Annotated in this window: 30 protein-coding genes; 27 read left to right on the top strand and 3 right to left on the bottom strand. The window is 60.5% G+C overall.

Features of this window, described 5'->3' with window-relative positions; translation table 11 throughout:
- Position 1: 1 nt before the first annotated feature.
- The 22 genes from rpmF to araH all read left to right on the top strand — a co-directional run bounded on the left by rpmF (position 2) and on the right by araH (position 19,765).
- Complete coding sequence (rpmF, locus tag QNH97_RS20360; protein WP_003179396.1) at positions 2–184, top strand: 50S ribosomal protein L32; 183 nt, start codon at positions 2–4, stop codon at positions 182–184.
- A gap of 3 nt (positions 185–187) precedes the next feature.
- The gene (gene plsX / locus QNH97_RS20355) at positions 188–1,198 is read left to right on the top strand and encodes a phosphate acyltransferase PlsX (protein WP_502944401.1); all 1,011 of its coding nucleotides are present in this window, start codon (positions 188–190) and stop codon (positions 1,196–1,198) included.
- Between the two features lie 123 nt (positions 1,199–1,321).
- Positions 1,322–2,260, top strand: a complete 939-nt coding sequence (gene fabD / locus QNH97_RS20350; protein WP_283553627.1) for an ACP S-malonyltransferase — start codon at positions 1,322–1,324, stop codon at positions 2,258–2,260.
- Positions 2,261–2,275: 15 nt separating this feature from the next.
- Positions 2,276–3,019 (top strand): 3-oxoacyl-ACP reductase FabG, encoded by a 744-nt coding sequence (gene fabG / locus QNH97_RS20345; RefSeq protein WP_025214858.1) that lies wholly within the window; start codon positions 2,276–2,278, stop codon positions 3,017–3,019.
- Between the two features lie 191 nt (positions 3,020–3,210).
- The gene (acpP, locus tag QNH97_RS20340; RefSeq protein ID WP_003442511.1) at positions 3,211–3,447 is read left to right on the top strand and encodes an acyl carrier protein; all 237 of its coding nucleotides are present in this window, start codon (positions 3,211–3,213) and stop codon (positions 3,445–3,447) included.
- A gap of 108 nt (positions 3,448–3,555) precedes the next feature.
- Complete coding sequence (fabF, locus tag QNH97_RS20335) at positions 3,556–4,800, top strand: beta-ketoacyl-ACP synthase II (RefSeq protein WP_283553626.1); 1,245 nt, start codon at positions 3,556–3,558, stop codon at positions 4,798–4,800.
- Positions 4,800–5,615 carry an aminodeoxychorismate lyase gene (gene pabC / locus QNH97_RS20330; protein WP_283553625.1) on the top strand — a complete coding sequence of 272 codons (816 nt, stop codon included), beginning with the start codon at positions 4,800–4,802 and terminating at the stop codon, positions 5,613–5,615. Before fabF ends, pabC begins: the two co-directional genes overlap by 1 nt.
- Positions 5,616–5,618: 3 nt before the next feature.
- Positions 5,619–6,779 (top strand): endolytic transglycosylase MltG, encoded by a 1,161-nt coding sequence (gene mltG / locus QNH97_RS20325; RefSeq protein WP_283553624.1) that lies wholly within the window; start codon positions 5,619–5,621, stop codon positions 6,777–6,779.
- 19 nt (positions 6,780–6,798) lie between these two features.
- Positions 6,799–7,431, top strand: a complete 633-nt coding sequence (gene tmk, locus QNH97_RS20320) for a dTMP kinase (protein ID WP_283553623.1) — start codon at positions 6,799–6,801, stop codon at positions 7,429–7,431.
- Positions 7,424–8,410 (top strand): DNA polymerase III subunit delta', encoded by a 987-nt coding sequence (locus tag QNH97_RS20315; protein ID WP_283553622.1) that lies wholly within the window; start codon positions 7,424–7,426, stop codon positions 8,408–8,410. The genes tmk and QNH97_RS20315 overlap by 8 nt, the downstream gene beginning before the upstream one ends.
- A gap of 42 nt (positions 8,411–8,452) precedes the next feature.
- Positions 8,453–8,809 carry a PilZ domain-containing protein gene (locus tag QNH97_RS20310; RefSeq protein ID WP_283553621.1) on the top strand — a complete coding sequence of 119 codons (357 nt, stop codon included), beginning with the start codon at positions 8,453–8,455 and terminating at the stop codon, positions 8,807–8,809.
- 11 nt (positions 8,810–8,820) lie between these two features.
- Positions 8,821–9,615 (top strand): TatD family hydrolase, encoded by a 795-nt coding sequence (locus QNH97_RS20305; protein ID WP_283553620.1) that lies wholly within the window; start codon positions 8,821–8,823, stop codon positions 9,613–9,615.
- Positions 9,616–9,999: 384 nt separating this feature from the next.
- Positions 10,000–10,638 (top strand): TetR/AcrR family transcriptional regulator, encoded by a 639-nt coding sequence (locus tag QNH97_RS20300; RefSeq protein WP_283553619.1) that lies wholly within the window; start codon positions 10,000–10,002, stop codon positions 10,636–10,638.
- Between the two features lie 136 nt (positions 10,639–10,774).
- Positions 10,775–11,743, top strand: coding sequence for a GTP 3',8-cyclase MoaA (locus tag QNH97_RS20295; protein ID WP_283553618.1), 969 nt, complete (start codon positions 10,775–10,777; stop codon positions 11,741–11,743).
- Between the two features lie 219 nt (positions 11,744–11,962).
- Positions 11,963–12,568 (top strand): DUF4823 domain-containing protein, encoded by a 606-nt coding sequence (locus tag QNH97_RS20290; protein WP_283553617.1) that lies wholly within the window; start codon positions 11,963–11,965, stop codon positions 12,566–12,568.
- 15 nt (positions 12,569–12,583) lie between these two features.
- Positions 12,584–13,144, top strand: a complete 561-nt coding sequence (locus QNH97_RS20285) for a DUF1285 domain-containing protein (protein ID WP_283553616.1) — start codon at positions 12,584–12,586, stop codon at positions 13,142–13,144.
- A 179-nt stretch (positions 13,145–13,323) separates the two neighbouring features.
- On the top strand, positions 13,324–14,070 hold the full coding sequence (locus tag QNH97_RS20280) for a FadR/GntR family transcriptional regulator (protein WP_283553615.1): 747 nt from the start codon (positions 13,324–13,326) through the stop codon (positions 14,068–14,070).
- A complete protein-coding gene (locus tag QNH97_RS20275; RefSeq protein ID WP_283553614.1) occupies positions 14,067–14,942 on the top strand; it encodes an SMP-30/gluconolactonase/LRE family protein in 876 nt (291 codons plus the stop codon). Before QNH97_RS20280 ends, QNH97_RS20275 begins: the two co-directional genes overlap by 4 nt.
- A 236-nt stretch (positions 14,943–15,178) precedes the next feature.
- Positions 15,179–15,997, top strand: coding sequence for an SDR family oxidoreductase (locus tag QNH97_RS20270; RefSeq protein ID WP_283553613.1), 819 nt, complete (start codon positions 15,179–15,181; stop codon positions 15,995–15,997).
- Between the two features lie 175 nt (positions 15,998–16,172).
- Positions 16,173–17,177 (top strand): substrate-binding domain-containing protein, encoded by a 1,005-nt coding sequence (locus tag QNH97_RS20265; protein WP_283553612.1) that lies wholly within the window; start codon positions 16,173–16,175, stop codon positions 17,175–17,177.
- A gap of 65 nt (positions 17,178–17,242) precedes the next feature.
- Entirely contained in the window at positions 17,243–18,787 is a 1,545-nt protein-coding gene (gene araG, locus QNH97_RS20260; protein ID WP_283553611.1) for an L-arabinose ABC transporter ATP-binding protein AraG, read from the top strand.
- Between the two features lie 9 nt (positions 18,788–18,796).
- Positions 18,797–19,765, top strand: coding sequence for an L-arabinose ABC transporter permease AraH (gene araH / locus QNH97_RS20255; protein ID WP_135846452.1), 969 nt, complete (start codon positions 18,797–18,799; stop codon positions 19,763–19,765).
- A 148-nt stretch (positions 19,766–19,913) separates the two neighbouring features.
- Here araH and QNH97_RS20250 read toward each other — a convergent pair whose 3' ends face one another.
- Both QNH97_RS20250 and QNH97_RS20245 read right to left on the bottom strand, forming a co-directional pair.
- Positions 19,914–20,294, bottom strand: coding sequence for a Rho termination factor N-terminal domain-containing protein (locus QNH97_RS20250; protein ID WP_283553610.1), 381 nt, complete (start codon positions 20,292–20,294; stop codon positions 19,914–19,916).
- A gap of 32 nt (positions 20,295–20,326) precedes the next feature.
- Positions 20,327–20,668: a hypothetical protein gene (locus QNH97_RS20245; RefSeq protein ID WP_283553609.1), complete on the bottom strand. Its 342-nt coding sequence runs from the start codon at positions 20,666–20,668 to the stop codon at positions 20,327–20,329.
- Between the two features lie 177 nt (positions 20,669–20,845).
- Between QNH97_RS20245 and QNH97_RS20240 the strand changes: the two genes are divergently transcribed.
- On the top strand, positions 20,846–21,328 hold the full coding sequence (locus tag QNH97_RS20240) for a GNAT family N-acetyltransferase (protein WP_003179435.1): 483 nt from the start codon (positions 20,846–20,848) through the stop codon (positions 21,326–21,328).
- Positions 21,329–21,333: 5 nt separating this feature from the next.
- Here QNH97_RS20240 and QNH97_RS20235 read toward each other — a convergent pair whose 3' ends face one another.
- The gene (locus QNH97_RS20235) at positions 21,334–21,966 is read right to left on the bottom strand and encodes a glutathione S-transferase family protein (RefSeq protein ID WP_283553608.1); all 633 of its coding nucleotides are present in this window, start codon (positions 21,964–21,966) and stop codon (positions 21,334–21,336) included.
- 189 nt (positions 21,967–22,155) lie between these two features.
- Between QNH97_RS20235 and QNH97_RS20230 the strand changes: the two genes are divergently transcribed.
- From QNH97_RS20230 to QNH97_RS20215, 4 genes are all read left to right on the top strand, one after another.
- Entirely contained in the window at positions 22,156–23,139 is a 984-nt protein-coding gene (locus tag QNH97_RS20230; protein WP_283553607.1) for a 2-dehydro-3-deoxygalactonokinase, read from the top strand.
- A gap of 19 nt (positions 23,140–23,158) precedes the next feature.
- Complete coding sequence (locus QNH97_RS20225) at positions 23,159–23,779, top strand: 2-dehydro-3-deoxy-6-phosphogalactonate aldolase (RefSeq protein WP_283553606.1); 621 nt, start codon at positions 23,159–23,161, stop codon at positions 23,777–23,779.
- Between the two features lie 49 nt (positions 23,780–23,828).
- A complete protein-coding gene (dgoD, locus tag QNH97_RS20220; RefSeq protein WP_283553605.1) occupies positions 23,829–24,977 on the top strand; it encodes a galactonate dehydratase in 1,149 nt (382 codons plus the stop codon).
- A 187-nt stretch (positions 24,978–25,164) separates the two neighbouring features.
- Positions 25,165–26,475, top strand: coding sequence for an MFS transporter (locus QNH97_RS20215; RefSeq protein WP_283553604.1), 1,311 nt, complete (start codon positions 25,165–25,167; stop codon positions 26,473–26,475).
- Positions 26,476–26,519: the final 44 nt, after the last annotated feature.

Below are 26,519 nucleotides of genomic sequence, written 5' to 3'. Positions count from 1 at the left end.
TATGGCTGTTCAGCAGAACAAAAAATCCCGCTCTGCCCGTGACATGCGCCGTTCGCACGACGCTCTCGAGGCTAGCACCCTGTCCGTAGAAAAAACCACTGGTGAAGTTCACCTGCGTCACCACGTATCGCCAGAAGGCGTATACCGTGGTCGTAAAGTGATCGACAAGGGCGCTGACGAGTAATCCTTGTCCGCTCAAGTCATCGCGATTGACGCAATGGGCGGGGACTTCGGTCCCCGCAGCATTGTTCAGGCCAGTCTTGCTTGTCTGAATGCTACGCCCTCGCTGCACCTGACCCTTGTCGGTCAACCCTCCCTTCTTGAAGACATGCTCAGCGGCCAATCGGCTATGGATCGCTCGCGCCTGACCATTGCGCCTGCGTCTGAAATCATCACTATGGACGAAAAGCCGGCCCAGGCCCTGCGCGGCAAGCCTGATGCTTCGATGCGGGTGGCCCTCGAGCTACTGCGTGACGGCAAAGTCCAGGCATGTGTCAGTGCGGGCAATACGGGGGCGTTGATGGCGTTGTCGCGCTACGTGCTCAAGACATTGCCGGGGATCGACCGACCCGCGATGGTCGCGGCGATTCCGACCCAGCGGGGTTTTTGTCAGTTGCTCGACCTGGGCGCCAACGTCGATTGCAGTGCCGAGCACCTCCTGCAGTTTGCGGTGATGGGCTCGGTGGCAGCTGAAACCCTGGGCATCGTGCGCCCTCGCGTGGCGCTGCTGAACATCGGCACCGAAGACATCAAGGGCAACCAGCAGGTCAAACTGGCGGCGACGTTGTTGCAGGGCGCGCGTGGTATCAACTACATCGGCTTTGTCGAGGGCGATGGCGTGTACCGCGGCGAGGCGGATGTGGTGGTGTGTGATGGCTTCGTCGGCAATATTCTGCTCAAGTCCAGCGAGGGCCTGGCGACCATGATTGGCCAGCGCATCGAGACCCTGTTCAAGCAAAACCTGGCGTCGCGAGTGGTCGGTGCCCTGGCGCTGCCGTTGATGCGTCGACTGCAGGCGGACCTGGCCCCGGCGCGGCATAACGGTGCGAGTTTCCTCGGGCTGCAGGGGATCGTGATCAAGAGCCACGGCTCGGCGGGCGTGCTGGGTTTTCAAAGCGCGATTAACCGGGCGGTGATCGAAATCCAGGAAAACCTGCCCGAGCGCCTTCATGGTCGCCTCGAAGATTTGTTAACTTAGGCGTTTTCGTCCGACAATGCTTAAATGTGACCGGTCGGTTCAACCCGCCATCCAACTGTCAGTTTCCTAGCGCCCCCAGGGGCGTCAATTTTTGACGACAAGATCATTAGGGGCTTTGTTTTCATGTCTGCTTCCCTCGCATTCGTCTTTCCAGGACAGGGCTCGCAGTCCCTCGGCATGCTGGCCGAGCTGGGCGCGCAATACCCGTTGGTCCTCGAAACATTCAAAGAAGCTTCCGATGCACTTGGCTACGACCTGTGGGCACTGACCCAGCAAGGGCCGGAAGAGCAGCTCAATCAAACCGATAAAACCCAACCGGCGATCCTGACCGCCTCTATCGCGCTATGGCGCCTCTGGCTGGCCGAAGGTGGTGCGCGTCCGGCGTTCGTCGCTGGGCACAGCCTGGGTGAGTACAGCGCCCTCGTGGCGGCCGGCAGCCTGGGCCTGGGCGATGCGGTGAAGTTGGTGGAGCGTCGTGGCCAGTTGATGCAGGAGGCTGTTCCGGCCGGGCAGGGTGGGATGGCCGCGATCCTCGGCCTGGACGATGCCGATGTACTGGCGGCCTGTGCCGAAGCGGCGCAAGGTGATGTGGTCAGTGCGGTGAACTTCAACTCGCCGGGCCAGGTGGTGATTGCCGGAGCCAAGGCGGCTGTCGAGCGCGCCATCGAAGGTTGCAAGGCCCGTGGCGCCAAGCGGGCGATGCCGCTGCCGGTCAGCGTGCCGTCACACTGCGAGCTGATGCGCCCGGCTGCCGAGCGTTTTGCCGAATCCATCGCCGCCATCGATTGGCAGGCGCCGCAGATTCCCGTGGTACAGAACGTCAGCGCCAACGTGGCGCCGGATCTCGAGACCCTCAAGCGCGATTTGCTGGAACAACTCTACAAGCCGGTTCGCTGGGTCGAATCGGTGCAGGCCCTGGCGGCCAAGGGCGCGACCGAGCTGGTCGAGTGCGGCCCTGGTAAAGTGCTGGCCGGTCTGAACAAACGCTGCGCCGAAGGCGTGTCGACTTCCAATCTCAATACCCCAGACGCTTTCGCTGCCACCCGTGCAGCGCAGGCCTGAACAGGAGAAGCTTGCATGAGTCTGCAAGGTAAAGTTGCACTGGTGACCGGTGCAAGCCGTGGCATCGGCCAGGCCATTGCCCTGGAACTGGGTCGTCAAGGCGCCATCGTCGTGGGTACCGCGACGTCCGCTTCGGGCGCTGAGCGCATCGCCGCGACCCTCAAGGAAAATGACATTCAAGGCACCGGCCTTGAGCTGAATGTCACCAGCGACGAATCCGTCGCGGCGGTGTTGGCAAGCATCCAGGAGCAGTTCGGCGCGCCGGCGATCCTGGTCAATAATGCCGGTATCACCCGCGATAACCTGATGATGCGCATGAAAGATGACGAATGGTTCGATGTGATCGACACCAACCTGAACAGCCTGTATCGGCTGTCCAAGGGCGTTCTGCGTGGCATGACCAAGGCGCGTTGGGGGCGAATTATCAGTATCGGCTCGGTTGTGGGTGCCATGGGCAACGCAGGCCAAGTAAACTATGCTGCGGCAAAGGCCGGTCTGGAAGGTTTCAGCCGTGCACTGGCCCGTGAAGTGGGTTCGCGCTCGATTACGGTAAACTCGGTAGCCCCGGGTTTTATCGACACCGACATGACCCGCGAACTGCCAGAAGCGCAGCGTGAAGCGTTGTTGACCCAAATTCCGCTGGGTCGCCTGGGGCAAGCTCAAGAAATCGCGTCTGTGGTCGCTTTTCTTGCCTCGGACGGTGCGGCATACGTGACCGGGGCTACAATCCCGGTAAACGGCGGGATGTACATGAGTTAAATGTGACGGATTGCTTCAAAAAAATGTCATACGAGCTGTCTAAAATCCGTTATAAAGCTGCAATCAATTTATAGACGGCGGGCTGCGGGGTTTGAGGAGTGAAGCTTTCGGTTGAAAAATCGAAAAGTTCTTCTATACACTTACCCACCGGCCAGCTGCCTGGATTTGTCCATTAGGAGTGAAAACAAGGTATGAGCACCATCGAAGAGCGCGTCAAGAAAATCGTTGCCGAGCAACTGGGCGTCAAAGAAGAAGAAGTTGTGAACACCGCTTCCTTCGTTGAGGACCTGGGTGCCGACTCCCTTGACACCGTTGAGCTGGTGATGGCTCTGGAAGAGGAATTCGAGACCGAAATCCCTGACGAAGAAGCTGAGAAGATCACTACTGTACAAGCTGCTATCGACTACGTTACCAACCATCAGGCGTAATCGTTTTTAGTCGTCGCTAGCTGTCATGGAAAAACCGCACTGCCATCACGGCGTGCGGTTTTTTCTTTAGGCCTGATGCAAAGTCGTCATTAGAAAAAGGAGAGTGCTGTGTCGCGTAGACGCGTCGTAGTCACCGGTATGGGTATGTTGTCGCCACTGGGCACGGATGTGCCGAGCAGCTGGCAGGGCATTCTGGCTGGCCGTAGTGGCATTGGTCTGATCGAACACACCGACCTTTCTGCCTATTCCACCCGTTTTGGCGGCTCGGTAAAGGGTTTCAATGTCGAGGAATATCTGTCGGTCAAGGAAGCCCGCAAACTTGACCTGTTCATTCAATACGGCTTGGCAGCCGGTTTCCAGGCGGTGCGTAACGCCGGTCTGGAAGTCACCGACGCCAACCGTGAACGCATCGGCGTGGCCATGGGGTCGGGTATTGGCGGTTTGACCAATATCGAAGAAACCAGCCGCACGCTGCACGAATCGGGGCCGCGACGGATTTCTCCGTTCTTCGTGCCGGGCTCGATCATCAATATGATTTCCGGTTTCCTGTCCATCCACTTGGGTGCCCAGGGACCTAACTACGCCATCGCCACGGCGTGCACCACCGGTACCCACTGCATCGGCATGGCCGCGCGTAATATCATGTACGACGAAGCCGACGTGATGATTGCCGGGGGCGCCGAAATGGCGGCTTGCGGCCTGGGTATGGGTGGCTTCGGTGCTTCTCGTGCGCTGTCGACCCGCAACGACGAACCGGCCCGCGCGAGTCGGCCGTGGGACAAGGGGCGCGACGGCTTCGTGCTGTCCGACGGCGCCGGTGCACTGGTGCTCGAGGAGCTGGAGCACGCCAAGGCGCGCGGCGCGACCATCTATGCCGAACTGATCGGCTTTGGGACCAGCGGCGACGCGTACCACATGACGTCGCCACCCGCCGATGGCGCCGGGGCAGCCCGTTGCATCGCCAATGCCTTGCGTGACGCGAAAATCAACGGCGAGCAGGTGCAGTACATCAACGCCCATGGTACTTCGACCCCGGCTGGCGACTTGGCTGAAGCCCAGGCGATCAAGACCGTGTTCGGCGAGCACGCCTATAAACTGGCGGTCAGCTCGACCAAGTCCATGACCGGTCACCTGCTGGGTGCGGCAGGGGCGGTGGAGGCGATCTTCAGCGTATTGGCGATCAACAGCCAGGTGGCGCCGCCGACCATCAACCTCGATGAGCCAGATGAAGGCTGCGACCTGGACTTCGTTCCGCACACGGCCCGCGGCATGGACATCGATGTGGTGTTGTCCAACTCCTTCGGTTTCGGCGGGACCAACGGCTCGCTGGTGTTCCGCCGGTTCGCTGGTTGATGGAAAGCTGGGTCGACGGTCTACCGGCCGACGTTCTGTCGCTGAAAGATCGCGGCCTGGCTTATGGCGATGGACTGTTCGAAACCATCGCCGTAAGCGATGGCGAGCCCGTGTTGCTGGAGCGTCATCTGCAACGCCTGGGGTTGGGTTGCCAGCGATTGGCGCTCAAGGTTGACATGACCGAGTTGAGCGCCGAGCTGAATACCTATGCGCAACGCCTGGGTGACGGGGTGTTGAAGCTGATCGTGACCCGCGGTGACAGCTTGCGCGGTTATGCCGCCGATCCCTCTGCACGGGGGCGCAGGATCCTGCAAGGGAGCTCGCCGCCCGCTTATCCCGCTGCGCATGCCGAACGCGGCGTTCATCTGTTCCCTTGCACCGTACGCTTGTCCGAGCAGCCTTTGCTCGCAGGCCTCAAGCACCTCAATCGCCTTGAACAAGTGCTGGCTCGCGCCGAATGGACCGATGCTCAATACGCCGAAGGCTTGATGCTGGACACGTCCGGGCGGGTGATCGAAGGCGTCTTCAGCAACCTGTTCCTGGTGCGCGATGGCGTCTTGGTCACAGCGGATCTGAGCCGTTGCGGTGTGGCCGGCGTGATGCGCGCAGAATTATTGTTTCAAGCCGAGTCTCAAGGCATCGCCACGCAAATCACCGACATTCGCCTCGAACAGCTGCACCAGGCTGATGAAGTCTTCGTCTGCAACAGTGTTTATGGCGTGTGGCCAGTGCAGGCATGTGGTTCGGCGCGCTGGTCGGTTGGGCCGCTCACCCGTAAACTGCAGGCCCTTGCCCGTGCGCTATTGGATGTTTGATTCGTGAGACGTAAATTCTTGCTGCTGCTGGAAACCGGACTGGTTCTGGCAGGGCTGTTGTTGGGCGTTTCGGCCTGGAAGATTCATTCGGCGTTGCAACAGCCGCTGAACATTACCCAGGAAGAGATGCTGGACGTGCCCAACGGGACCACCCCGACTGGAACCCTCAAGCGCCTCGAAACCGACGGCCTGATCAAGGACGCTTTCTGGCTGCGGGTCTATTGGCGCTTCAATCTGGCCGGCCAGCCGCTGCACTCCGGTGAGTATCGGATGGTGCCGGGCATGACGATGGAAAACCTCATCGGTGTCTGGAAGCGCGGTGAAGTGGTGCAGTACAGCGTGACGTTGGTGGAAGGCTGGAATTTCCGTCAGGTCCGCGCGGCGCTGGCCAAGGATGAAAAACTCCAGAAGACCCTCACCGGGTTGAGCGATAGCCAGGTGATGGAGCGCCTTGGCCATTCCGGGGTATTTCCCGAAGGTCGGTTTTTCCCGGACACCTATCGTTTTGTACGCGGTACGTCGGATGCCGATCTGCTGAAAAAAGCCTATGACCGGCTGGAAGATGTACTTGCCAAGGAGTGGGCACAGCGGGCCGCCGATGTGCCTTACACCCAGCCCTATCAAGCGCTGATCATGGCCTCCCTGGTGGAAAAGGAAACCGGCGTGCCCCAGGAGCGCGGGCAGATTGCCGGTGTGTTCGTGCGCCGCATGCGCTTGGGCATGCTGCTGCAAACCGACCCCACGGTGATCTACGGGCTGGGCGAGCGCTACACCGGCAAACTTACCCGTGCCCATTTGAAAGAAGAAAATCCGTATAACACCTATCTGATTCCGGGCCTGCCGCCAACGCCGATTGCGATGGTGGGACGCGAGGCGATTCACGCCGCGTTGAACCCGGTGCAGGGCAATAGCCTCTACTTTGTCGCTCGCGGTGATGGCAGTCATGTGTTCTCCGATGATCTGGAGTCGCACAACAACGCGGTGCGTGAGTTCCAGCTCAAGCGTCGCGCCGATTACCGGTCCAGCCCGGCCCCGGCCACACCGGACGAACAGGTGCCGATTCCCGCGGCTTCGCCTGATACGGCGCCTGAAGCCGTGCCCCCAGTACCCGCACAGCAACCTGCCCCCGAACCGAATGCCAGCGAGCCGCCGAGCCCGCAATGACTTTGATTAAGGATCGCCCGTGACTGGCTTGTTTATTACGTTGGAAGGCCCCGAAGGCGCTGGCAAGAGCACCAACCGCGAATACCTGGCCGAACGCCTGAGGGCTGCCGGCATCGAGGTGCTGCTGACCCGTGAGCCTGGCGGCACGCCGTTGGCCGAGCGGATTCGCGAGGTGTTGTTGGCCCCGATCGAAGAAGTCATGAACCCCGATACCGAGCTGTTGCTGGTGTTCGCGGCGCGGGCGCAGCATTTGGCCGAGGTGATTCGCCCGGCGTTGGCCCGGGGCGCGGTGGTGCTTTGCGACCGTTTTACCGACTCGACCTACGCCTATCAGGGCGGCGGCCGGGGCTTGTCCCTGGAGCGCATCGCCGCGTTGGAGACCTTCGTCCAGGGCGACCTGCGGCCGGACCTGACCCTGGTGTTCGATTTGCCGGTGGAAATCGGCCTGGCCCGCGCCAGCGCCCGAGGGCGGCTGGATCGTTTCGAACTGGAAGGCCAAGGGTTTTTCAATGCGGTGCGCAATGCCTTCCTGAGTCGCGCCAAGGCCGATCCGTCCCGTTACCTGTTGATCGATGCCGCGCAACCGTTGGCGCAGGTCCAGCAGTCTTTGGACGGCCTGCTACCGCGTTTGTTGGAGCGTGCCCGTGGCTGAAGCCTACCCCTGGCAGGACGGCCTCTGGCAGCAGCTCGCCGGGCGTGCCCAGCATGCCCATGCCTATCTGCTGCACGGCCCGGTCGGCATTGGCAAGCGGGCGCTGGCCGAGCGCCTGATGGCCAGCCTGCTGTGCCAGCGTCCGGGTGCTTCGAACGCATGTGGCGAGTGCAAATCCTGCCTGCTGCTCAAGGCCGGCAGCCATCCAGACAACTACGTGCTGGAGCCGGAGGAGGCGGACAAGGCGATCAAGGTCGACCAGGTTCGTGAACTGGTTAGCTTCGTGGTCCAGACCGCGCAGATGGGCGGGCGCAAAGTGGTGTTGATCGAGCCGGTCGAGTCGATGAACGTCAACGCCGCCAACGCCTTGCTCAAAAGCCTCGAAGAACCGTCTGGCGACACCGTGCTGTTGCTGGTCAGCCACCAGCCGAGCCGCTTGCTGCCAACGATCAAGAGCCGCTGCGTACAGCAGGCCTGTCCGCTGCCGAGCGAGGCGACGAGCCTGCAGTGGCTGGCCCAGGCCTTGCCTGACAGCAGCGATGAAGAGCGCGTTGAATTGCTGACCCTGGCCGCCGGTTCGCCCTTGGCGGCCGTCAGTCTTCGGGCTCAGGGCGTGTTGGAGCAGCGGGCGTTGGTGGTGGACGGTGTAAAAAAGCTGCTCAAGCAGCAGCAATCCCCCACGCAACTGGCTGAGGGTTGGAATGCCATCCCGCTGCTATTGCTGTTTGACTGGTTCTGCGACTGGTCGAGCCTGATCCTGCGCTACCAACTCACTGAGGACGAGGCTGGCCTGGGGCTGTCGGACATGCGCAAGGTGATTCAGTACCTGGCGCAAAAAAGCAGCCAGGACAAAATCTTGAACATTCAGGACTGGATTCTTGCCCAACGTCAGAAGGTGCTAGGCAAGGCGAACCTCAATCGGGTGCTTTTGCTTGAGGCTCTGTTGGTGCAGTGGGCGAGTTTGCCTGGTCGAAACTGACAGACACGGCCTAAACTCAGCTCAATCGCAGCGGAGATCAGTATGAACGAACCTGTCAGCCCCGGGCCACGCAACGGCATCCTGTCCCTGACCATCAAGGACAAGTCGGTGCTTTACGCCGCCTATATGCCCTTCATCAAAAATGGCGGCCTGTTCATTCCTACCAACAAGAATTATCGCTTGGGCGATGAGGTGTTCATGCTGTTGAGCCTGATGGATGAGCCGGAGAAGGTCCCGGTCGCCGGCAAGGTAATCTGGATGACTCCCAAAGGCGCGCAAGGCAACCGGGCCGCCGGCGTTGGCGTGCAGTTCAATGAAGGCGACAGTTCGGCCCGTAATCAGATCGAAACCCACCTGGCCGGAACCCTGAAGTCCGACCGTCCCACCCATACGATGTAGCCCAGCCCTTTATGCTTGTAGATTCCCATTGCCACCTTGACCGCCTCGACCTCGCTGCCCATGACGGCTCCCTGGATGCCGCACTGGACGCCGCCCGCCAACGGGGTGTCGGCCACTTCCTGTGCATCGGTGTCAGCGCCGACAACGCCGCTGACGTCAAGGCGCTGGCTGAACGCTATGAGGATGTCGATTGTTCGGTCGGTATCCATCCGCTGGATGTCCAGCCCGATGCCACGCCGGCCTTGGACTGGCTGCTGCGTGAGCTGGACCACCCGCGGGTAGTAGCCATTGGCGAAACCGGTCTGGACTATCACTACGAACCAGAAGCCGCCGAGGTGCAGCAAGCCTCGTTTCGACTGCACCTGGAGGCTGCGCAACAGACCGGTAAGCCGGTGATCATCCACACCCGTGGCGCCCGGGCCGACACCCTGGCCTTGCTGCGTGACGCGGCGCTGCCCCAGGCCGGAGTGCTGCATTGCTTCACCGAAGACTGGGACATGGCCAAGGCCGCGCTGGACATGGGTTACTACATTTCCTTGTCTGGGATTGTCACGTTCCGCAACGCTGACGCCCTGCGCGACGTCGCCAGTAAAGTGCCGGCCGATCGCCTGCTGGTGGAGACCGACTCGCCGTACCTGGCGCCGATTCCGTATCGTGGCAAGCCGAACCTTCCGCAATACGTACGAGAAGTGGCGGAGTTCCTGGCGATGTTGCGGGGCGAGTCCTACGAGCGATTCGCTGAGCAGACGACGGAAAACTTTAAGCAATTGTTTCCGCTAGCCCATGTCCGTCCGGGGCAAGTCTGAATTTCATGCAAAAAAAACCCGGGTTCTGGGGGGTGAATCCGGGTTAAGACCATTAGGAGTAAAACAAAGGCACACGGTCCATTGGTACCTTTATCAGCGCGTCACTTGGGGGAGATGTCGCACTGACAGTTCAAGTATTGATCAGTATCCCAGCGCGTCCAGTCGGGCCGAGGCGGTTTTTAAACATATTTGGAATACGCTCGCTTCGGATAAGTTCTCACTGTCGCCAAAGCTTGCCGGTAAGGCGTGTCGGGGTGAAAAGAGTGGAGTCGGGCTTGCAAGGTTTTCGGAAGAACTGTGGCGGAGAACGGATGATCCGTGCATTTTTGCGTAAGTTAGGCATAATACCGGGCTTCGAATTTTGACCCTTCAGACCTTTTTCTTATGCACAAAGAACCCCGTAAGGTCCGTGAGTTTCGCCGCCGCGAGCAGGAAATTCTCGACACCGCGCTCAAGTTGTTCCTCGACCAAGGTGAAGACAGTGTCACCGTCGAGATGATTGCGGATGCCGTGGGTATCGGCAAAGGCACGATCTATAAACATTTCAAGTCCAAGGCGGAGATCTACCTGCGCCTGATGCTCGATTACGAGCGCGATTTGAACGAGCTGCTGCATTCGGCCGACGTGGACAAGGACAAGGAGGCCCTGTCCCGGGCCTACTTCGAGTTCCGCATGCGCGACCCGCAGCGTTACCGTTTGTTCGATCGCCTGGAAGAGAAGGTGGTCAAGGGCAACCAGGTGCCGGAGATGGTCGAGGAGCTGCACAAGATCCGCGCCTCGAACTTCGAACGCCTGACGCTGCTGATCAAGGGCCGGATCAGCGAAGGCAAGCTCGAAGACGTGCCGCCTTATTTCCATTACTGCGCCGCCTGGGCGTTGGTGCACGGCGCGGTGGCGCTGTATCACTCGCCGTTCTGGAGCAATGTGCTGGAAGACCAGGAAGGCTTTTTCCAGTTCCTGATGGATATTGGCGTGCGCATGGGCAACAAGCGCAAGCGCGATACCGACGTTCCTAGCACCTGACATTCAGATGCCTTATTGCGCCATGTCCGCTTACATGGCGCAGTGCCCCAGGAATATACTCAGGCTTGGACCTTGCGCATACTTGATTTCTAGGTCAAGTTTCGCGAGTCCGATTTTTCTTTCGCCGGAGTGATCCATGATCGTTGACCGTCAAGGCAGGCGTTTTCGCAATTTGCGGATCAGCCTGACTTCCGCCTGCAATTACGCTTGTACCTACTGCGTGCCCAACGGCAAGCGGCTGGTGGCTGCGCAGGATGAACTGTCGGCCGAGGCGATGGCGCGGGGTGTGGCTTATCTGATTGAAGCTGCCGGAATCGAGCGGTTGCGCATTACCGGTGGCGAGCCGCTGGTCAGTCCCAAGCTTGAAAGTTTCATGATGGCGGTGGGGCAGATGGGCCTGGAAGACATCAGTCTGACCACCAACGGTCAACTGCTGGCGAAAAAACTGCCCTTGCTCGTGGATGCAGGCATCCGCCGCATCAACGTTTCCCTCGATACCTTGGACCCCGACGCGTTTCGCAGCATCGCCCGCGGCGGTGATTTGGCGACGGTGCTCGACGGTATGGATCAGGCCCGGGCGGCAGGCCTGAAGATCAAGGTCAACATGGTGCCATTGCGCGGGCAAAACCTGGATCAGGTGATGCCCCTGCTCGAATACTGCCTGGAGCGCGGTTATGAACTGCGTTTTATCGAGTTGATGCGCATGGGGCATTTGGCCAGCGATTCGAACGCATTTTTGCAGCAGTTCGTCAGTCTCCAACAGTTGTTGAGTCTGATCGGTGATCAGTACGAATACCTGCAAGCCGATGCACCGGTGGACGCTACCGCGGTGCGCTATGAAATCCCGGGGCTGGGGCATTTCGGCGTGATCGCCAATGAAAGCGTGCCTTTCTGCCGTACTTGTTCGCGGTTGCGGCTGTCCTCTACGGGTTGGTTGCATGGCTGCCTGTCGTCGAGCAATCGTCACTTTGTCGGCGATCTCCTGGACAAACCCCGGCATCAGGCATTGCCGGCGCTTCAGCGGTTGCTGGTCAAGGCTTTGGGGGACAAGCAGGAAGTGGCGTTCTCCGGCGGCGCGACCATCATGAAGATCATTGGCGGCTGACGAGCCCTTTGTGGTGAGGGAGCTTGCTCTTGCTCGTCTGCGCAGCAGTCGTAAGCCTTTGCAAAGCCAAGCGGGGGCCGCTTCGCTGCCCAGCGGGAGCAAGCTCCCTCGCCACAACTGCATTCCAGGCTGAAAATCCAGTCAATCTCCTGGTCTGGCGCAAAAGCTGCATCCACTGGCCATTCGCCGGTTTTCCGACACCGGTTTTTGGAGGGTAGGATGCGTAGCCTGGTTTTGCTGCTGGCCATTTTGGCGCTTGGTGGCTGCATGAATGTCAGCGACATGGGAGAGGGCGTTCGTTATCACATGAGCGATGCCGGTCTGCTGGATCATAGCGACAGCCGTCGAGTGAACAATCTGCGTATTCAGCCGGATTCTTTCATCTACATCGCCCAAGGAGCCTTCGCTCCGCCAGGCAGTGCCTATCCGCGTCCCAATGTGGTGGCCGAGGAAGCCTTCAATGGCTTTATCGAGTATTTCCCCATGGTCCGTCGCGCCCGGGTTCCCGAAGGTCTCGACCAAGCCATGGGCGAAGCCCGTGCCGCCGGTGCCCATTATTTGCTCTACACCCGGTTTGCCAAGGCGGACAACCGCATCGGCAACACCGACGAATGGCAGGATGAAGAGGCCGTGGATCGCCTGGGTGTCGACACCAGCGTGATTCAAATCATGTTGATCGAGACCAGCACCCAGTATTTGATTGATACTGCTCGTATCAAGAGTCGTGGCGGTTTACTGACGTTGCACGACAAGCAGCCACAAGACCTCATCGCCACGCCGTTGCGTGAATATGCCCGCAGCCTGCTGGGGATGAGCGACGAATAAATTCAAGGAGTCACCATGAGCGGACCGCAAAAAGCCAATGACTTGCTGGGGCAGATCCCCAAGACCAAAGGGCTGCCGCCGGTGCACTTGTGGAACCCTGACTTCTGCGGCGACATCGACATGCGCATCGCCCGGGACGGCACCTGGTACTACCTGGGCACGCCCATCGGGCGTAAGCCGATGGTCAAGCTGTTCTCTACCATCATCCGCCGCGACGGCGATGATTACTTCCTGATTACCCCTGTGGAAAAAGTCGGCATCAAGGTCGACGATGCGCCGTTCGTGGCCGTGACCCTTGAGGTTGAAGGCGAGGGGGAAGGGCAGTTGTTGCGCTTCACGACGAATGTCGAGGAAACCACTGAGGCCGGCGGCGACCATCCGATGCGGGTGGTGATCGATCCCCAGACCCAGGAACCTGCACCCTACGTGCATGTGCGCAGCAATCTCGAAGCGCTGATCCATCGCAATGTGTTCTACCAACTGGTGGAGCTGGCGGTCAGGCGCGAGATCAATGGGCAGCGCTGGTTGGGCGTGTGGAGTGGCGGCGTGTTCTTCCCTATCGGCCTGGAACCCTGAGCCTTTGTGGGAGCGAGCTTGCTCGCGATGACGGCAGCATCGTCAACCTAGCCTTAACTGACACACCGTTATCGCGAGCAGGCTCGCTCCCACAGGTGTGATGCCGCAAAAATTCAAATTGACACCCAATCATATGATGATTAGCGTGGGCCTCCAATAAGAGTGGCCCAGGGGTGTTCATGTCCAGCAGTTTTCATGCATCGACCGTCGATTGGCTGGGGGGCTGGATAGCCGCCGGCGGGGTCAAGCCTGGGCAGACCATCAAGGTTGAGGCGGACCTGGGCCAGCAACTGGGCGTCAGCCGCACGGTCATTCGCGAGGCGATCAAGACCCTGGTGGCCAAAGGCATGCTGGAAGTCGGACCAAAAGTCGGCACTCGTGTGTTGCCGGTGCGGCGCTGGAACCTGTTCGATCCACAGGTGGTCGGCTGGCTGTCACGCAACGGCCTGCCGGAAAACTTTGTCGATGACCTGCTGGACCTGCGCCGTACCATCGAGCCGATGGCGGTGCGCTGGGCCTGCGAACGGGCCACGGCCGATCAGGTGCAGGCGATCCGCCTGGCCTACCATGCGCTGGAGCGGGCCGTGGACAGCGGCGCCGATTACAACCGCGCCGACCAGTTCTTCCACGAGTGCATCCTCGCCGCCAGCCATAATCAATTCATCGAACAAATGGTCCCGGCCCTGGGCGCGCTGCTGGCGGTATCGTTCGAGGTGTCGGCTGCCGACCCGGATGAACTGCGCCGTACCTTGCCTATCCACAAGGATATCGCCGACGCCATCGCGGCCCGAGATGCGGCGCGGGGCGTATGGGCCTGCATGACTTTGATCGATAATGCTGACCTGGCCATCAAGCGCTTTTACCCTAATGTCATGGCCGGTCGAACAGACGCCACCGGGCAAACTGGGAACGGGAGGTTTCAATGAAGTGGACGGCTGTTACGGAACATCGGGCGACATTGGGTGAGGGGCCGTTCTGGGATGAGCCGACCCAGGCCTTGTACTGGGTCGATATCGCCGGCAAGCAGGCGCTGCGGTTGATCGGCGCCAATGTGCAGATCTGGCAGATGCCCGAGCACGTGTCCGCTTTCATCCCGACGCAGAGTGGTGATGCACTGGTGACGCTGAGCAGTGGTGTCTACCGTCTGGACCTGGATTCGCCGGGCCTGGAACCGCGCCTGTCCCTGCTGTGCATGGCCGATCCGCAACCCGGCAATCGTCCCAACGAAGCCCGTTGTGATGCCCTGGGCCAGCTCTGGCTCGGCACCATGCAGAACAATATCGGTGAAGAGGGCGAAGACTTGCCTGTCGAGCGGCGGTCCGGTGGCCTGTTTCGCGTCGGGGGCGATGGCCGTGTCATGCCGTTGTTACGCGGGCTGGGCATCCCGAACACCTTGCTGTGGAGCCCCGATGGCACCACGGTGTATTTCGGCGAAAGCCTTGATGGCACGTTGTACCGGCACTTTATCTACCCTGAAGGCCATCTGGCGCCGGCCGAGGCCTGGTTCGGTCCCCACCCTCGTGGCGGCCCGGATGGTTCGGCGATGGATGCCCGAGGTTACATCTGGAACGCGCGCTGGGATGGCAGCTGCCTGCTGCGATTGAATCCGCAAGGCCAGGTCGACCGGGTGATCGAATTGCCCGTCAGCCGGCCTACCAGTTGTGTGTTCGGTGGCGAAGACCTCAAGACCTTGTACATCACCAGTGCGGCGAGCCCGTTGGGTCATCCACTGGACGGCGCGGTGCTGTCGATGCGGGTTGATGTGCCGGGTGTGGCGTGTACCCGGTTTGCGGGTTAAATCCCAAAATATGGGATGTAAATATATATATTGAGATTGTTCGGCGGTCGGGTTTATAGTCGGCTCCATCAGCAATACGCACTCACACTAAAAAAACAAAACAGGTGAAGTGATGCAACGATCTTCCCCCGTACGCCCTGGCGGCGTACGCGATTCACTGTTTTCCGCGACGCCTTTTGACCGGTCATCCCTGGATGCCCGGTTTTCGTCGTGCCTGCGAACAGGAATCTTGATCCATGGCTGAGCCTCTTGTCTTGCAGCCGGTGCCCGAGCCACCGAAGGGCGAGCGCCTGAAAAACAAGGTGGTGTTGCTGACCGGCGCTGCCCAGGGTATTGGCGAGGCGATCGTCGCCGCGTTCGCTTCGCAACAGGCACGGCTGGTGATCAGTGACATTCAGGCCGAAAAGGTCGAAACGGTGGCTGTCCAGTGGCGTGAGCGCGGCGCGGATGTGCAAGCGCTGAAAGCCGATGTGTCGAACCAGCAGGACCTGCACGCGATGGCCCGGCTTGCCATCGAGCTGCACGGTCGCATCGACGTGTTGGTGAACTGTGCTGGCGTCAATGTATTCCGTGACCCGCTGGAAATGACCGAAGAAGACTGGCGTCGTTGCTTCGCCATCGACCTGGATGGCGCCTGGTACGGCTGCAAGGCGGTATTGCCGCAGATGCTCGAGCAGGGCGTGGGCAGCATTATCAACATCGCGTCGACCCATTCGTCCCACATCATTCCCGGATGTTTCCCTTACCCGGTGGCCAAGCACGGCCTGCTCGGCCTGACCCGCGCCCTGGGCATCGAATACGCGCCCAAAGGGGTACGCGTCAACGCCATCGCACCGGGTTATATCGAAACCCAACTGAACGTCGACTACTGGAACGGCTTTGCCGATCCCCATGCCGAACGTCAGCGTGCGCTGGATCTGCACCCGCCACGGCGAATCGGGCAACCGATCGAAGTGGCAATGACGGCCGTGTTCCTGGCCAGCGATGAAGCACCTTTTATCAATGCCTCATGCATCACCATCGATGGTGGACGTTCGGTCATGTACCACGACTGAATATTTCTGGGTTGCAGTCGGAAACTTCGCCTGTAATCCAATCATCATACGATATGACTATTTAGGCCTATGCTGTGTAGCAACTTGCTGTGACCGCCCAGCCTGCGCATTTCCACCGACGGTGGAGCAGAACCCTGGTCGTTTGGCTTTCAATAAAAAAAACAAGGAGTCAACTATGAATCATCGTCGTGGGATCCGTTCCCTGTGCCGTGCCGCTCTGGCGGTTACCGCGGTCAGCCTCAGCAGCAGCTTGCTGGCGGCTGAAGAAGTGAAAATCGGTTTTCTGGTCAAGCAGGCCGAGGAACCCTGGTTCCAGACCGAATGGGCGTTCGCCGAAAAGGCGGGAAAGGACAGGGGCTTCAAGGTGATCAAGATCGCCGTGCCCGACGGCGAGAAGACCCTCTCGGCCATCGACAGCCTCGCCGCCAACGGCGCCAAGGGCTTTGTGATCTGCCCGCCGGACGTGTCTCTCGGCCCAGCCATCATGGCCAAGGCCAAACTCAACGACATGAAAGTGATCGCCGTCGATGACCGCTTCGTCGGTTCCGATGGCAAGTTCATGGAAGACGTGCCGTACCTGGGCATGGCTGCCTTTGAAGTGGGCCAGAAGCAGGGCGGCGCCATGGCGGCTGAAGCGAAAAAACGCGGCTGGGACTGGAAAGACACCTACGCTGTGATCAACACCTACAACGAACTGGACACTGGCAAGAAACGCACCGACGGTTCGGTCGACGCCCTGAAGAAAGCCGGCATGCCGGACGATCACATCCTTTTCACCGCGCTGAAAACCCTCGATGTACCCGGCAGCATGGATGCCACCAACTCGGCCTTGGTCAAGCTGCCGAGCGCGGCGAAAAACCTGATCATCGGCGGCATGAATGACAACACGGTACTGGGTGGTGTGCGCGCCACTGAAAGTGCCGGTTTTGCGGCGACCAACGTGATCGGTATCGGCATCAACGGCACCGACGCCATCGGCGAACTGAAAAAGCCCAACAGCGGTTTCTTCGGTTCGATGCTGCCTAGCCCGCACATCGAAGGCTACAAGACCGCCGAAATGATGTTCGAGTGGGTCACCACCGGCAAGGAACCGCCGAAGTACACCGCCATGGACGAGGTGACGCTGATCACTCGGGAGAACTTCAAGCAAGAGCTGGAAAAAATCGGCCTGTGGAACTGACGGCTGGTTGAGTCAAAAGCGGCCCTGGCGACGGGGCCGCTGATCTCTGTGAGTTCGAGGTGGTTATGCAAGCGCAAACAGCGACACAGCAACACAATATCGGTGGCAGCTTGCGGTTCAACGGGATCGGCAAATCCTTTCCCGGCGTGCAGGCGCTGGCCAATATCAGTTTTGTGGCTCATCCGGGGCAGGTCCATGCCTTGATGGGCGAGAACGGCGCGGGCAAGTCCACGTTGTTGAAGATCCTCGGCGGTGCGTACATCCCGAGCAGCGGCGATTTGCAGATCGGCGAGCAGACGATGGCCTTCAAATCCACCGCCGACAGCATTGCCAGCGGCGTGGCGGTGATCCACCAGGAGTTGCACCTGGTGCCGGAAATGACCGTTGCCGAAAACCTGTTCCTTGGGCATTTGCCGGCCCGTTTCGGCCTGGTCAATCGAGGGCTGCTGCGCCAGCGGGCGTTGAAGCTGCTCAAAGGCCTGGCCGACGAAATCGACCCGCTAGAGAAAGTCGGTCGCCTGTCCCTCGGCCAGCGTCAACTGGTGGAAATCGCCAAGGCCTTGTCCCGCGGCGCCCATGTCATTGCCTTCGACGAACCCACCAGCAGCCTTTCGGCGCGGGAAATCGACCGCTTGATGGCGATCATTGCCCGTCTGCGGGACGAGGGCAAAGTGGTGCTGTACGTCAGTCACCGGATGGAAGAGGTGTTCCGCATCTGTAATGCGGTGACGGTGTTCAAGGACGGCCGCTACGTACGGACCTTCGAGGACATGAGCGAATTGACCCACGACCAGTTGGTCACCTGCATGGTCGGTCGCGATATCCAGGACATCTATGATTACCGTCCTCGGGAGCGCGGTGAGGTGGCGCTGCAGGTGAAAGGCCTGCTGGGGCCAGGCTTGCGCGAACCGGTGAGTTTCCAGGTGCACAAGGGTGAAATCCTTGGATTGTTCGGGCTGGTCGGTGCCGGTCGTACCGAGCTGTTTCGCTTGCTCAGTGGCCTGGAGCGCCAGAGCGAGGGAAGCCTGGTGCTGCACGACAAGGAATTGAAGCTGCGTTCGCCACGGGATGCCATCGCGGCTGGCGTGCTGCTGTGCCCGGAAGATCGCAAGAAGGAAGGCATCATCCCGCTGGGCAGCGTGGGCGAGAACATCAACATCAGTGCCCGTCCGACTCATTCCGCCCTCGGCTGCCTGTTGCGCGGCGATTGGGAGCGGGGCAACGCCGATAAACAGATCAAGGCATTGAAAGTGAAGACCCCGACGGCGGGGCAGAAAATCATGTACCTGTCCGGCGGCAACCAGCAGAAGGCGATTCTGGGTCGCTGGCTGTCGATGCCGATGAAGGTCCTGCTGCTGGATGAGCCCACCCGCGGCATCGACATCGGCGCCAAGGCCGAGATCTACCAGATCATCCACAACCTGGCGGCCGACGGTATCGCGGTGATTGTGGTGTCCAGCGACCTGATGGAAGTGATGGGCATTTCCGACCGAATCCTGGTGCTCTGCGAAGGGACCATGCGTGGCGAATTGCCGCGTGACCAGGCCAACGAATCCAACCTGCTGCAACTGGCGCTGCCACGCCAACGCGTTGCCGACGCGGCGAACTGAGAGGTAATCATGACCATTCAAAATAATGCACTGCCAACGGCACGCAAACCCCTGGACCTGCGCCGTTTCCTGGACGACTGGGTCATGCTGCTGGCGGCTGTCGGTATCTTCGTGCTCTGCACCTTGATGATCGACAACTTCCTGTCACCGCTGAACATGCGCGGCCTGGGCCTGGCGATTTCCACCACTGGCATCGCGGCCTGCACCATGTTGTATTGCCTGGCGTCGGGGCACTTCGACTTGTCGGTAGGCTCGGTGATTGCCTGTGCCGGCGTGGTCGCAGCGGTAGTAATGCGTGACACCAACAGCGTATTCCTAGGTATCAGTGCCGCGCTGGTGATGGGATTGATCGTCGGCTTGATCAACGGCATCGTCATTGCCAAGCTGCGGGTCAATGCGTTGATTACCACACTGGCGACCATGCAGATTGTCCGCGGCCTGGCCTACATCTTTGCCAACGGCAAAGCGGTGGGTGTGTCCCAGGAGTCGTTCTTCGTGTTCGGCAACGGGCAGATGTTTGGTGTGCCGGTGCCGATCCTGATCACCATCGTGTGCTTTCTGTTCTTCGGCTGGCTGCTGAACTACACCACCTACGGGCGCAATACCATGGCCATCGGTGGCAACCAGGAAGCGGCGTTGTTGGCGGGGGTGAACGTTGATCGCACCAAGATCATCATCTTCGCCGTGCATGGCGTGATCGGTGCCCTGGCGGGTGTGATCCTGGCATCGCGCATGACCTCGGGCCAACCGATGATCGGCCAGGGCTTTGAGCTCACCGTGATCTCGGCGTGTGTCCTGGGTGGGGTTTCGCTGAGCGGTGGCATCGGCATGATTCGCCACGTCATTGCCGGGGTGTTGATTCTGGCGATCATCGAAAACGCGATGAACCTGAAGAACATTGACACCTTCTACCAGTACGTCATCCGTGGCTCGATCCTGCTGCTGGCAGTGGTGATCGACCGGTTGAAGCAACGCTGAAAACAGAGATCACTGGCGACTGAGCTACCGCCATCGCGAGCAAGCTCGCTCCCACAGGATTTTGTGCCAGGCGCCAGAGCTTCGGCACAGCGCAGATCCCCTGTGGGAGCGAGCTTGCTCGCGATGGCGTCCTCCCTGACGCCGAGGATCATCCCGCCTTACGCAGGGCTTCGATCAGCTCTTGTTTACGCATCTTCGAGCGCCCGGAAATATTCTTCGCCCGGGCTTCCTTCATCAGGCTGTCCACCGTCTGGGCCTCATGAGAGGCCTTGCTGGCGCGCGGATGACCTTCGCGGGTCTTGGCGGCGCGTCGGGCTGATTCCTTGCGGTCGGTTTTCTTTTCCACGGCCGGTTTCGCCTTCCCCGAACCGCCGGAACGTTCGCCGCCGCCGGACTGTTTGTTGACCGTCGCCCAAGCGCGTGCCTCGGCCTTGGCCTCGGACAGGCCTTTCTTCTCATAACTCTCTTCGATGTGTTCGGCCTTGCGCTTTTGCTCGGCGGAGTATTTGTCTTTGCTTCCACGAGGCATGGGATCTTCCTCCTCAAGTGTCTGAGCAGAGGCTACTGGCTGGCGCCACCTTCCGAACCCGAACCCCCGGTCGTGGTTTTCGAGTCCACACCGGTCTCGGCATTGTCAGGGGTTGTAGAGTCCGGCGTATTCAAGCCGCCCTGACGCCCCATGTCATTGCCCTGCACCCGCGGATCGGTGCCGGTAGCGGGTGGCTGGCCACTGTTCAGGCCGCCGCCGGTACCGTCGGTGTTCAACTTGGGCATCCCCTGCGTAGCGGGGGAATTGGGCGCCTCCACCGGGTCGGTTGGCCCGGTGCCGGAGGTGGAAGCCGCGAAAGCGATTGAAGACAGCAGCGTGGCGAATGTGAATGCAGTCAGCCTTGAAGTGATCATGGTGTCGCCTCCATTTTTTAGAGTGCTTGCCTGATCTTGGGCCTCGCTGGATTTGGGTTGGTGCCTGGGGGGCGACGAATGGTGCTTGTTGGCTCGGCCCTCAAATTTGCCTTGAGGTGTGACGAGCGCCCTCTGGCGGCTTAGTATGGCGCTTTCAATTGGCTACAAGGCCCGTTCATGTCGATCGAGATCCGTCCTGCGCAACCCAGCGATGCGCCTCAAATCCTTGCCTTCATCACTGAGCTGGCCGATTACGAAAAGGCCCGCCACGAAGTCATCGCCAGTGTGGCGGACATCGAGCGCAGCCTGTTCAGCGAGGGCGCGACCGCCCACGGGTTGATCTGCCTGCGTGACGGCGTGCCGATCGGTTTCGCGGTATTTTTCTTCAGTTATTCCACTTGGCTGGGCAGCAACTGCCTGTACCTCGAGGACCTGTACATCACGCCTGAACAGCGCGGCGGCGGGGCGGGCAAGACCTTGTTGCGCCATCTGGCGAAAGTGGCCTGCGACAACGATTGCGGTCGCTTCGAGTGGAGCGTGCTGGACTGGAACACACCGGCTATCGAGTTCTATAAATCCCTCGGTGCGCAACCCCAGGAAGAGTGGGTGCGCTACCGAATGGATGGCAAGGTGCTACGGGATTTCGCCCAAGGCAACTGAGTCGTTCATGAGTGCGCGGCGGATGCGTACTCGGCAAACCCCGGCCGTTGTTCGAGGCGTTTGCAGTAGGCGGCCACGGCTGGGTAGTCGGGACGCTCCATGGGCGTCTGGCGCCAGCGGTGTACGGACAGGCCGATGAGCACGTCCGCGAGGGAAAAGTCCGCGCCGGCCACGTAGGCGCCGGTGCGGGTCAACTGCTGCTCCAGCAGGCCCATCTTCTCGTTCCAGCCTTTGATCCCGGCGGCTATTCGCTGTGGGTCCTGGCAATCCGGATCCTTGCGCACCAGCGCGTAAAAAGGATAACCCCATGACGGGTTGAGCTCCGTCGCCTGCCAATCCATCCACTGTTCGATACGTGCCCGGGCGGCTGGCTCGGCGGGCAACAAATCGTTGCGCCCGTGCTTGCCCACCAGATAACGGCAGATCGTATTTGATTCCCAGAGCACACCGTTTTCATCAATGATCACCGGCACCTGGGCGTTGGGGTTGAGCGCCAGGAATGCCGGGTCATGGGTAGAGGAAAAACCAATGCCCCAGTCTTCGCGTTCGTAGGCGATTTCCAGTTCCTGGCAGGTCCACAAGACTTTTCTGACGTTGATAGAGGAAGTGCGGCCGAGGATTTTCAACAGTTGTCCCATAACGTTTCCCTGAGTGCTGAGGCGTCCGATCAGAAAAAGTAGCAGGGTCGCGGGCGAATGGCGATTGGCTTTATATTGTTGTTTTTGTAGTCCCAATATATGGGAGTGATATTTATATATTGAGATTTTTCTGCGCCCAGGTTTATAGTCCGTCTCACTCACTGCCAATAAACAGAACAGGTGAAACGGATGCAGGCGCAATTGATTGCGCTCGATTGGGGGACCACCTCATTACGGGCTTACAAACTCGCCGCTGGGGGCGAGGTGCTCGAACAGCGCTCGCTGTCCTCGGGGATCATGCAGTTGCCCTCCGGGCCGCGAACCCTGGCCGGTCGCGTGTGCATCGACGGCTTCGAACTGGCCTTCGACGAGGCCTGCGGCGATTGGCTCGATGCACAGCCAGGCCTGCCCGTCATTGCCTGCGGCATGGTCGGTAGCGCCCAAGGCTGGCGCGAAGCGCCTTACTGCGACACGCCCGCCAACGTCGCCAATCTCGGACATTCCCTACAAACCGTGCGCAGTCTTCGCGGTGTCGATGTGCACATCGTGCCGGGGGTCATCCAGCGTTCGCGCTTACCCAACGTGATGCGCGGCGAAGAGACCCAGGTGCTCGGCGCCTTGCACAGCCTGCCGAACGAAGCGGTGCTGATCGGTCTGCCCGGTAGTCATTCCAAATGGGTGGAAGTCGCCGGTGGCTGCATCGTGCATTTCGACACCTTCATGACCGGCGAAATTTTCGCCGTGCTCAGCGACCACAGCATTCTCGGCCGTACCCAGCAGCGCGGCGCGGCGTTCGACGCTCAGGCCTTTGATCGTGGTGTCCAGGTGGCGTTGTCGGTGGACGGCCAGATCGGTCCGTTATCCACCGTGTTCAGCGCCCGCAGCCTGGGCTTGACCGGCGAACTCGGTGCCAGCGCCCAGGCGGATTACCTCTCTGGCCTGTTGATCGGCCATGAGCTGACGGCGCTGGCCACGGTACAGCGCCGCCGGCGCGACAGCATCCACCTGCCGACGGTGGTGCTGATCGGCAATTCCCAACTCTGCGCCCGTTATCAACGGGCTCTCGACGCCTGCGGTTTCGCCCGCGTGACCCTGGCCGAACAGGCCACCGAACGGGGTTTGTGGCAACTGGCCGTGGCGGCCGGGCTGCTCGACTCCACCGCATCGCGTTAACCCTGACTGGAGGTCTGACATGCTCACACAAGCACTGGCGCACAACGGGCTGATCGCGATCCTGCGCGGTTTGCGTCCCGAAGAGGCGGCCGCCATCGGCGACGTCCTTTACAGCGCCGGATTTCGCGTCATCGAAGTACCGCTCAATTCCCCTGAGCCGTACGAAAGTATCCGCATCCTGCGCAGTACCTTGCCCGCCGATTGCCTGATCGGTGCCGGTACGGTGCTCACGCCGGAACAGGTCGAACGGGTGAAAGCCGCTGGTGGCCAAGTGATCGTCATGCCCCACAGCGACCCGAAGGTATTGCGGGCGGCGAAAGCGGCGGGGCTGTACTTGTCGCCAGGCGTCGCCACACCCACCGAAGCGTTTGCCGCGCTGGCCGAAGGTGCTCATGTACTGAAGATGTTCCCGGCCGAGCAAATGGGGCCCGCAGTGGTCAAGGCCTGGCTTGCGGTACTGCCGGCCGGGACCGTGCTGGTACCGGTGGGCGGGATTACCCCGGACAACATGGCGGTGTTCGTCGAGGCTGGGGTCAAGGGTTTCGGCCTGGGCTCCGGGCTGTTCAAGCCGGGCCTGACGGCAGATGAGGTGGCGGTGCGCGCCAAGGCCTACGTGGCCGCGTGGAATGCCCTGAACTGAAGACTTTTCCAGCGCCCTGTGCGCTGCATCTGATAAGAGAGACAACAAGATGAAAATCACCAAACTGACCACGTTTATCGTTCCGCCGCGCTGGTGCTTCCTCAAGGTCGAAACCGACGAGGGCGTGACCGGTTGGGGCGAGCCCGTGGTCGAAGGGCGTGCCCACACGGTGGCGGCTGCCGTTGAAGAACTATCCGACTACCTGATCGGCAAAGACCCACGCAACATCGAAGACATCTGGACCGTGCTCTATCGCGGCGGCTTCTACCGGGGTGGCGCCATTCACATGAGCGCCCTGGCCGGCATCGACCAGGCGTTGTGGGATATCAAGGGCAAGGCCTTGGGCGTGTCGGTCAGCGATTTGCTCGGTGGTCAGGTGCGCGACAAGATCCGCGTGTATTCGTGGATCGGTGGCGACCGGCCAGCGGACACCGCCCGAGCGGCGAAAGAGGCCGTGGCGCGGGGCTTTACGGCAGTGAAGATGAACGGCACCGAAGAGCTGCAGTTCCTTGACACCTTTGAAAAAGTCGACCTGGCCCTGGCCAACGTGGCAGCGGTGCGGGACGCGGTAGGACCAAACGTCGGCATTGGCGTGGACTTCCACGGCCGGGTCCATAAGCCGATGGCCAAGGTGCTGATGAAGGAACTCGATCCCTTCAAGCTGATGTTCATCGAAGAGCCGGTGCTCAGCGAAAACTACGAAGCCCTCAAGGAACTGGCGCCGCTGACCAGCACCCCGATTGCCCTGGGCGAGCGGTTGTTCTCCCGTTGGGATTTCAAGCGCGTGCTGAGCGAAGGCTACGTGGACATCATCCAGCCGGATGCATCCCACGCCGGTGGCATCACCGAAACCCGCAAGATCGCCAACATGGCCGAGGCCTACGACGTGGCGCTGGCGCTGCACTGCCCGTTGGGCCCTATCGCCCTGGCGGCGTGCCTGCAACTGGATGCGGTCTGCTACAACGCGTTCATCCAGGAGCAGAGCCTGGGCATCCATTACAACGAGAGCAACGACCTGTTGGATTACATCAAGGATCCGCAGGTATTCGACTACGACAAAGGCTTCGTGAAAATCCCCAATGGCCCGGGCCTGGGCATTGAGATCAACGAGGAATACGTCATCGAACGCGCGGCCATCGGCCACCGCTGGCGCAACCCGATCTGGCGCCATGCCGATGGCAGTTTTGCCGAGTGGTGAGGCAGCGCTGACTCATTAGGTTCCCTTGTGGGAGCGAGCCTGCTCGCGAAGGTGTGACAGTCACACCTTCGCCAACTGACACACCGTCATCGCGAGCAAGCTCGCTCCCACAATTTGATCTTCGCAAGCAGGAAGATCTTCTTCGATTCGCCCGATTCCTCAATAACCATAAAAAGAGGCACCGCACATGCAAGCGCACACCCTGAGCGCGCAGGCGTCGTTGGTGACGCCCAGCCGCAAGCGTTTTTTCATCATGGTCCTGCTGTTCATCACCGTGGTGATCAACTACCTTGACCGCAGCAACCTCTCGATCGCCGCCCCCGCGCTGACCAGCGAACTGGGTATTGATCCTATCCATGTCGGGCTGATCTTCTCGGCATTCGGCTGGACCTACGCCGCCATGCAGATCCCCGGTGGCTGGCTGGTGGACCGAGTGCCGCCGCGCATTCTGTACAGCGTGGCACTGCTGTTGTGGTCGGTGGCCACGGTGATGCTGGGGTTCGCCGCCAGTTTCATTGCGCTATTCGTGTTGCGCATGGCGGTCGGTGCCCTGGAAGCGCCGGCGTACCCGATCAACAGCCGTGTGGTTACCACTTGGTTTCCTGAGCGCGAGCGGGCCACGGCCATCGGTTTCTACACCTCCGGGCAGTTCGTCGGGTTGGCCTTCCTGACGCCGGTACTGGCGTGGCTGCAACACGCGTTCGGTTGGCACATGGTGTTTGTCGCCACCGGCGCGGTGGGCATTCTCTGGGCGGTGATCTGGTACGCGGTGTATCGCGAGCCACGGGATTTCAAAGGCGCCAATGCCGCCGAAATCGAGCTGATTCGCGAAGGCGGCGGGCTGGTGGATATCCAGGCCGATACGGCGAAGGCCAAGGCAAAATTCAGCTGGACCGACCTGGGTATTGTCCTGACCCAACGCAAGTTGTGGGGCATTTACCTGGGCCAGTTCTGCCTCAACTCCACGCTGTGGTTTTTCCTGACGTGGTTCCCGACCTACCTGGTGAAATATCGCGGCATGGACTTCATCAAGTCTGGGCTGTTGGCGTCGCTGCCATTTCTCGCAGCGTTCGTGGGCGTGTTGTGTTCCGGGTTCTTCTCCGACTGGCTGATCCGTCGCGGTGCCACGGTGGGGTTTGCCCGCAAGCTGCCGATCATTGGCGGTCTGTTGATTTCCACCGCGATCATCGGTGCCAACTTTGTTGAATCGACGCCGCTGGTGATTGCCTTCCTGGCGCTGGCGTTCTTCGGCAACGGCCTGGCGTCGATCACTTGGTCGCTGGTCTCGACACTGGCCCCGGCGCGGTTGCTCGGGCTGACGGGCGGGGTGTTCAACTTCATCGGTAACCTGGCGGCCATCGCCACGCCGATCGTCATCGGTTTTCTCGCCAGCGGCGATTCGTTTGCCCCGGCCATCACCTATATCGCCGTTCTGGCATTGGCTGGCGCGCTGTCCTACATCCTGCTGGTGGGGAAGGTCGAGCGCATCGAGTTGTAGTCCGACGGGGCGGGCGACCATAATGCCGCCCGTTCCCCGCTCAC

This window comes from Pseudomonas sp. G2-4, assembly GCF_030064125.1.
GTDB lineage: Bacteria > Pseudomonadota > Gammaproteobacteria > Pseudomonadales > Pseudomonadaceae > Aquipseudomonas.
The sequence above is the reverse complement of the archived record's forward strand: the minus strand, read 5'-3'. Positions and strand labels throughout refer to the sequence as shown.

What these genes read in the sequence shown, in the direction of transcription:
- QNH97_RS20275 (WP_283553614.1), top strand. Translation starts at nt 14,067, where the DNA reads ATGAAGTGGACGGCTGTTACGGAACATCGGGCGACATTGGGTGAGGGG.
- pabC (WP_283553625.1), top strand. Translation starts at nt 4,800, where the DNA reads ATGGAAAGCTGGGTCGACGGTCTACCGGCCGACGTTCTGTCGCTGAAA.
- QNH97_RS20310 (WP_283553621.1), top strand. Translation starts at nt 8,453, where the DNA reads ATGAACGAACCTGTCAGCCCCGGGCCACGCAACGGCATCCTGTCCCTG.
- QNH97_RS20270 (WP_283553613.1), top strand. Translation starts at nt 15,179, where the DNA reads ATGGCTGAGCCTCTTGTCTTGCAGCCGGTGCCCGAGCCACCGAAGGGC.
- QNH97_RS20300 (WP_283553619.1), top strand. Translation starts at nt 10,000, where the DNA reads ATGCACAAAGAACCCCGTAAGGTCCGTGAGTTTCGCCGCCGCGAGCAG.
- QNH97_RS20245 (WP_283553609.1), bottom strand. Translation starts at nt 20,668, where the DNA reads ATGATCACTTCAAGGCTGACTGCATTCACATTCGCCACGCTGCTGTCT.
- fabG (WP_025214858.1), top strand. Translation starts at nt 2,276, where the DNA reads ATGAGTCTGCAAGGTAAAGTTGCACTGGTGACCGGTGCAAGCCGTGGC.
- acpP (WP_003442511.1), top strand. Translation starts at nt 3,211, where the DNA reads ATGAGCACCATCGAAGAGCGCGTCAAGAAAATCGTTGCCGAGCAACTG.
- fabD (WP_283553627.1), top strand. Translation starts at nt 1,322, where the DNA reads ATGTCTGCTTCCCTCGCATTCGTCTTTCCAGGACAGGGCTCGCAGTCC.
- QNH97_RS20235 (WP_283553608.1), bottom strand. Translation starts at nt 21,966, where the DNA reads ATGGGACAACTGTTGAAAATCCTCGGCCGCACTTCCTCTATCAACGTC.
- QNH97_RS20285 (WP_283553616.1), top strand. Translation starts at nt 12,584, where the DNA reads ATGAGCGGACCGCAAAAAGCCAATGACTTGCTGGGGCAGATCCCCAAG.
- QNH97_RS20305 (WP_283553620.1), top strand. Translation starts at nt 8,821, where the DNA reads ATGCTTGTAGATTCCCATTGCCACCTTGACCGCCTCGACCTCGCTGCC.
- QNH97_RS20225 (WP_283553606.1), top strand. Translation starts at nt 23,159, where the DNA reads ATGCTCACACAAGCACTGGCGCACAACGGGCTGATCGCGATCCTGCGC.
- QNH97_RS20240 (WP_003179435.1), top strand. Translation starts at nt 20,846, where the DNA reads ATGTCGATCGAGATCCGTCCTGCGCAACCCAGCGATGCGCCTCAAATC.
- QNH97_RS20230 (WP_283553607.1), top strand. Translation starts at nt 22,156, where the DNA reads ATGCAGGCGCAATTGATTGCGCTCGATTGGGGGACCACCTCATTACGG.
- QNH97_RS20280 (WP_283553615.1), top strand. Translation starts at nt 13,324, where the DNA reads ATGTCCAGCAGTTTTCATGCATCGACCGTCGATTGGCTGGGGGGCTGG.
- rpmF (WP_003179396.1), top strand. Translation starts at nt 2, where the DNA reads ATGGCTGTTCAGCAGAACAAAAAATCCCGCTCTGCCCGTGACATGCGC.
- QNH97_RS20290 (WP_283553617.1), top strand. Translation starts at nt 11,963, where the DNA reads ATGCGTAGCCTGGTTTTGCTGCTGGCCATTTTGGCGCTTGGTGGCTGC.
- QNH97_RS20265 (WP_283553612.1), top strand. Translation starts at nt 16,173, where the DNA reads ATGAATCATCGTCGTGGGATCCGTTCCCTGTGCCGTGCCGCTCTGGCG.
- QNH97_RS20250 (WP_283553610.1), bottom strand. Translation starts at nt 20,294, where the DNA reads ATGCCTCGTGGAAGCAAAGACAAATACTCCGCCGAGCAAAAGCGCAAG.
- araG (WP_283553611.1), top strand. Translation starts at nt 17,243, where the DNA reads ATGCAAGCGCAAACAGCGACACAGCAACACAATATCGGTGGCAGCTTG.
- QNH97_RS20295 (WP_283553618.1), top strand. Translation starts at nt 10,775, where the DNA reads ATGATCGTTGACCGTCAAGGCAGGCGTTTTCGCAATTTGCGGATCAGC.
- araH (WP_135846452.1), top strand. Translation starts at nt 18,797, where the DNA reads ATGACCATTCAAAATAATGCACTGCCAACGGCACGCAAACCCCTGGAC.
- dgoD (WP_283553605.1), top strand. Translation starts at nt 23,829, where the DNA reads ATGAAAATCACCAAACTGACCACGTTTATCGTTCCGCCGCGCTGGTGC.
- QNH97_RS20215 (WP_283553604.1), top strand. Translation starts at nt 25,165, where the DNA reads ATGCAAGCGCACACCCTGAGCGCGCAGGCGTCGTTGGTGACGCCCAGC.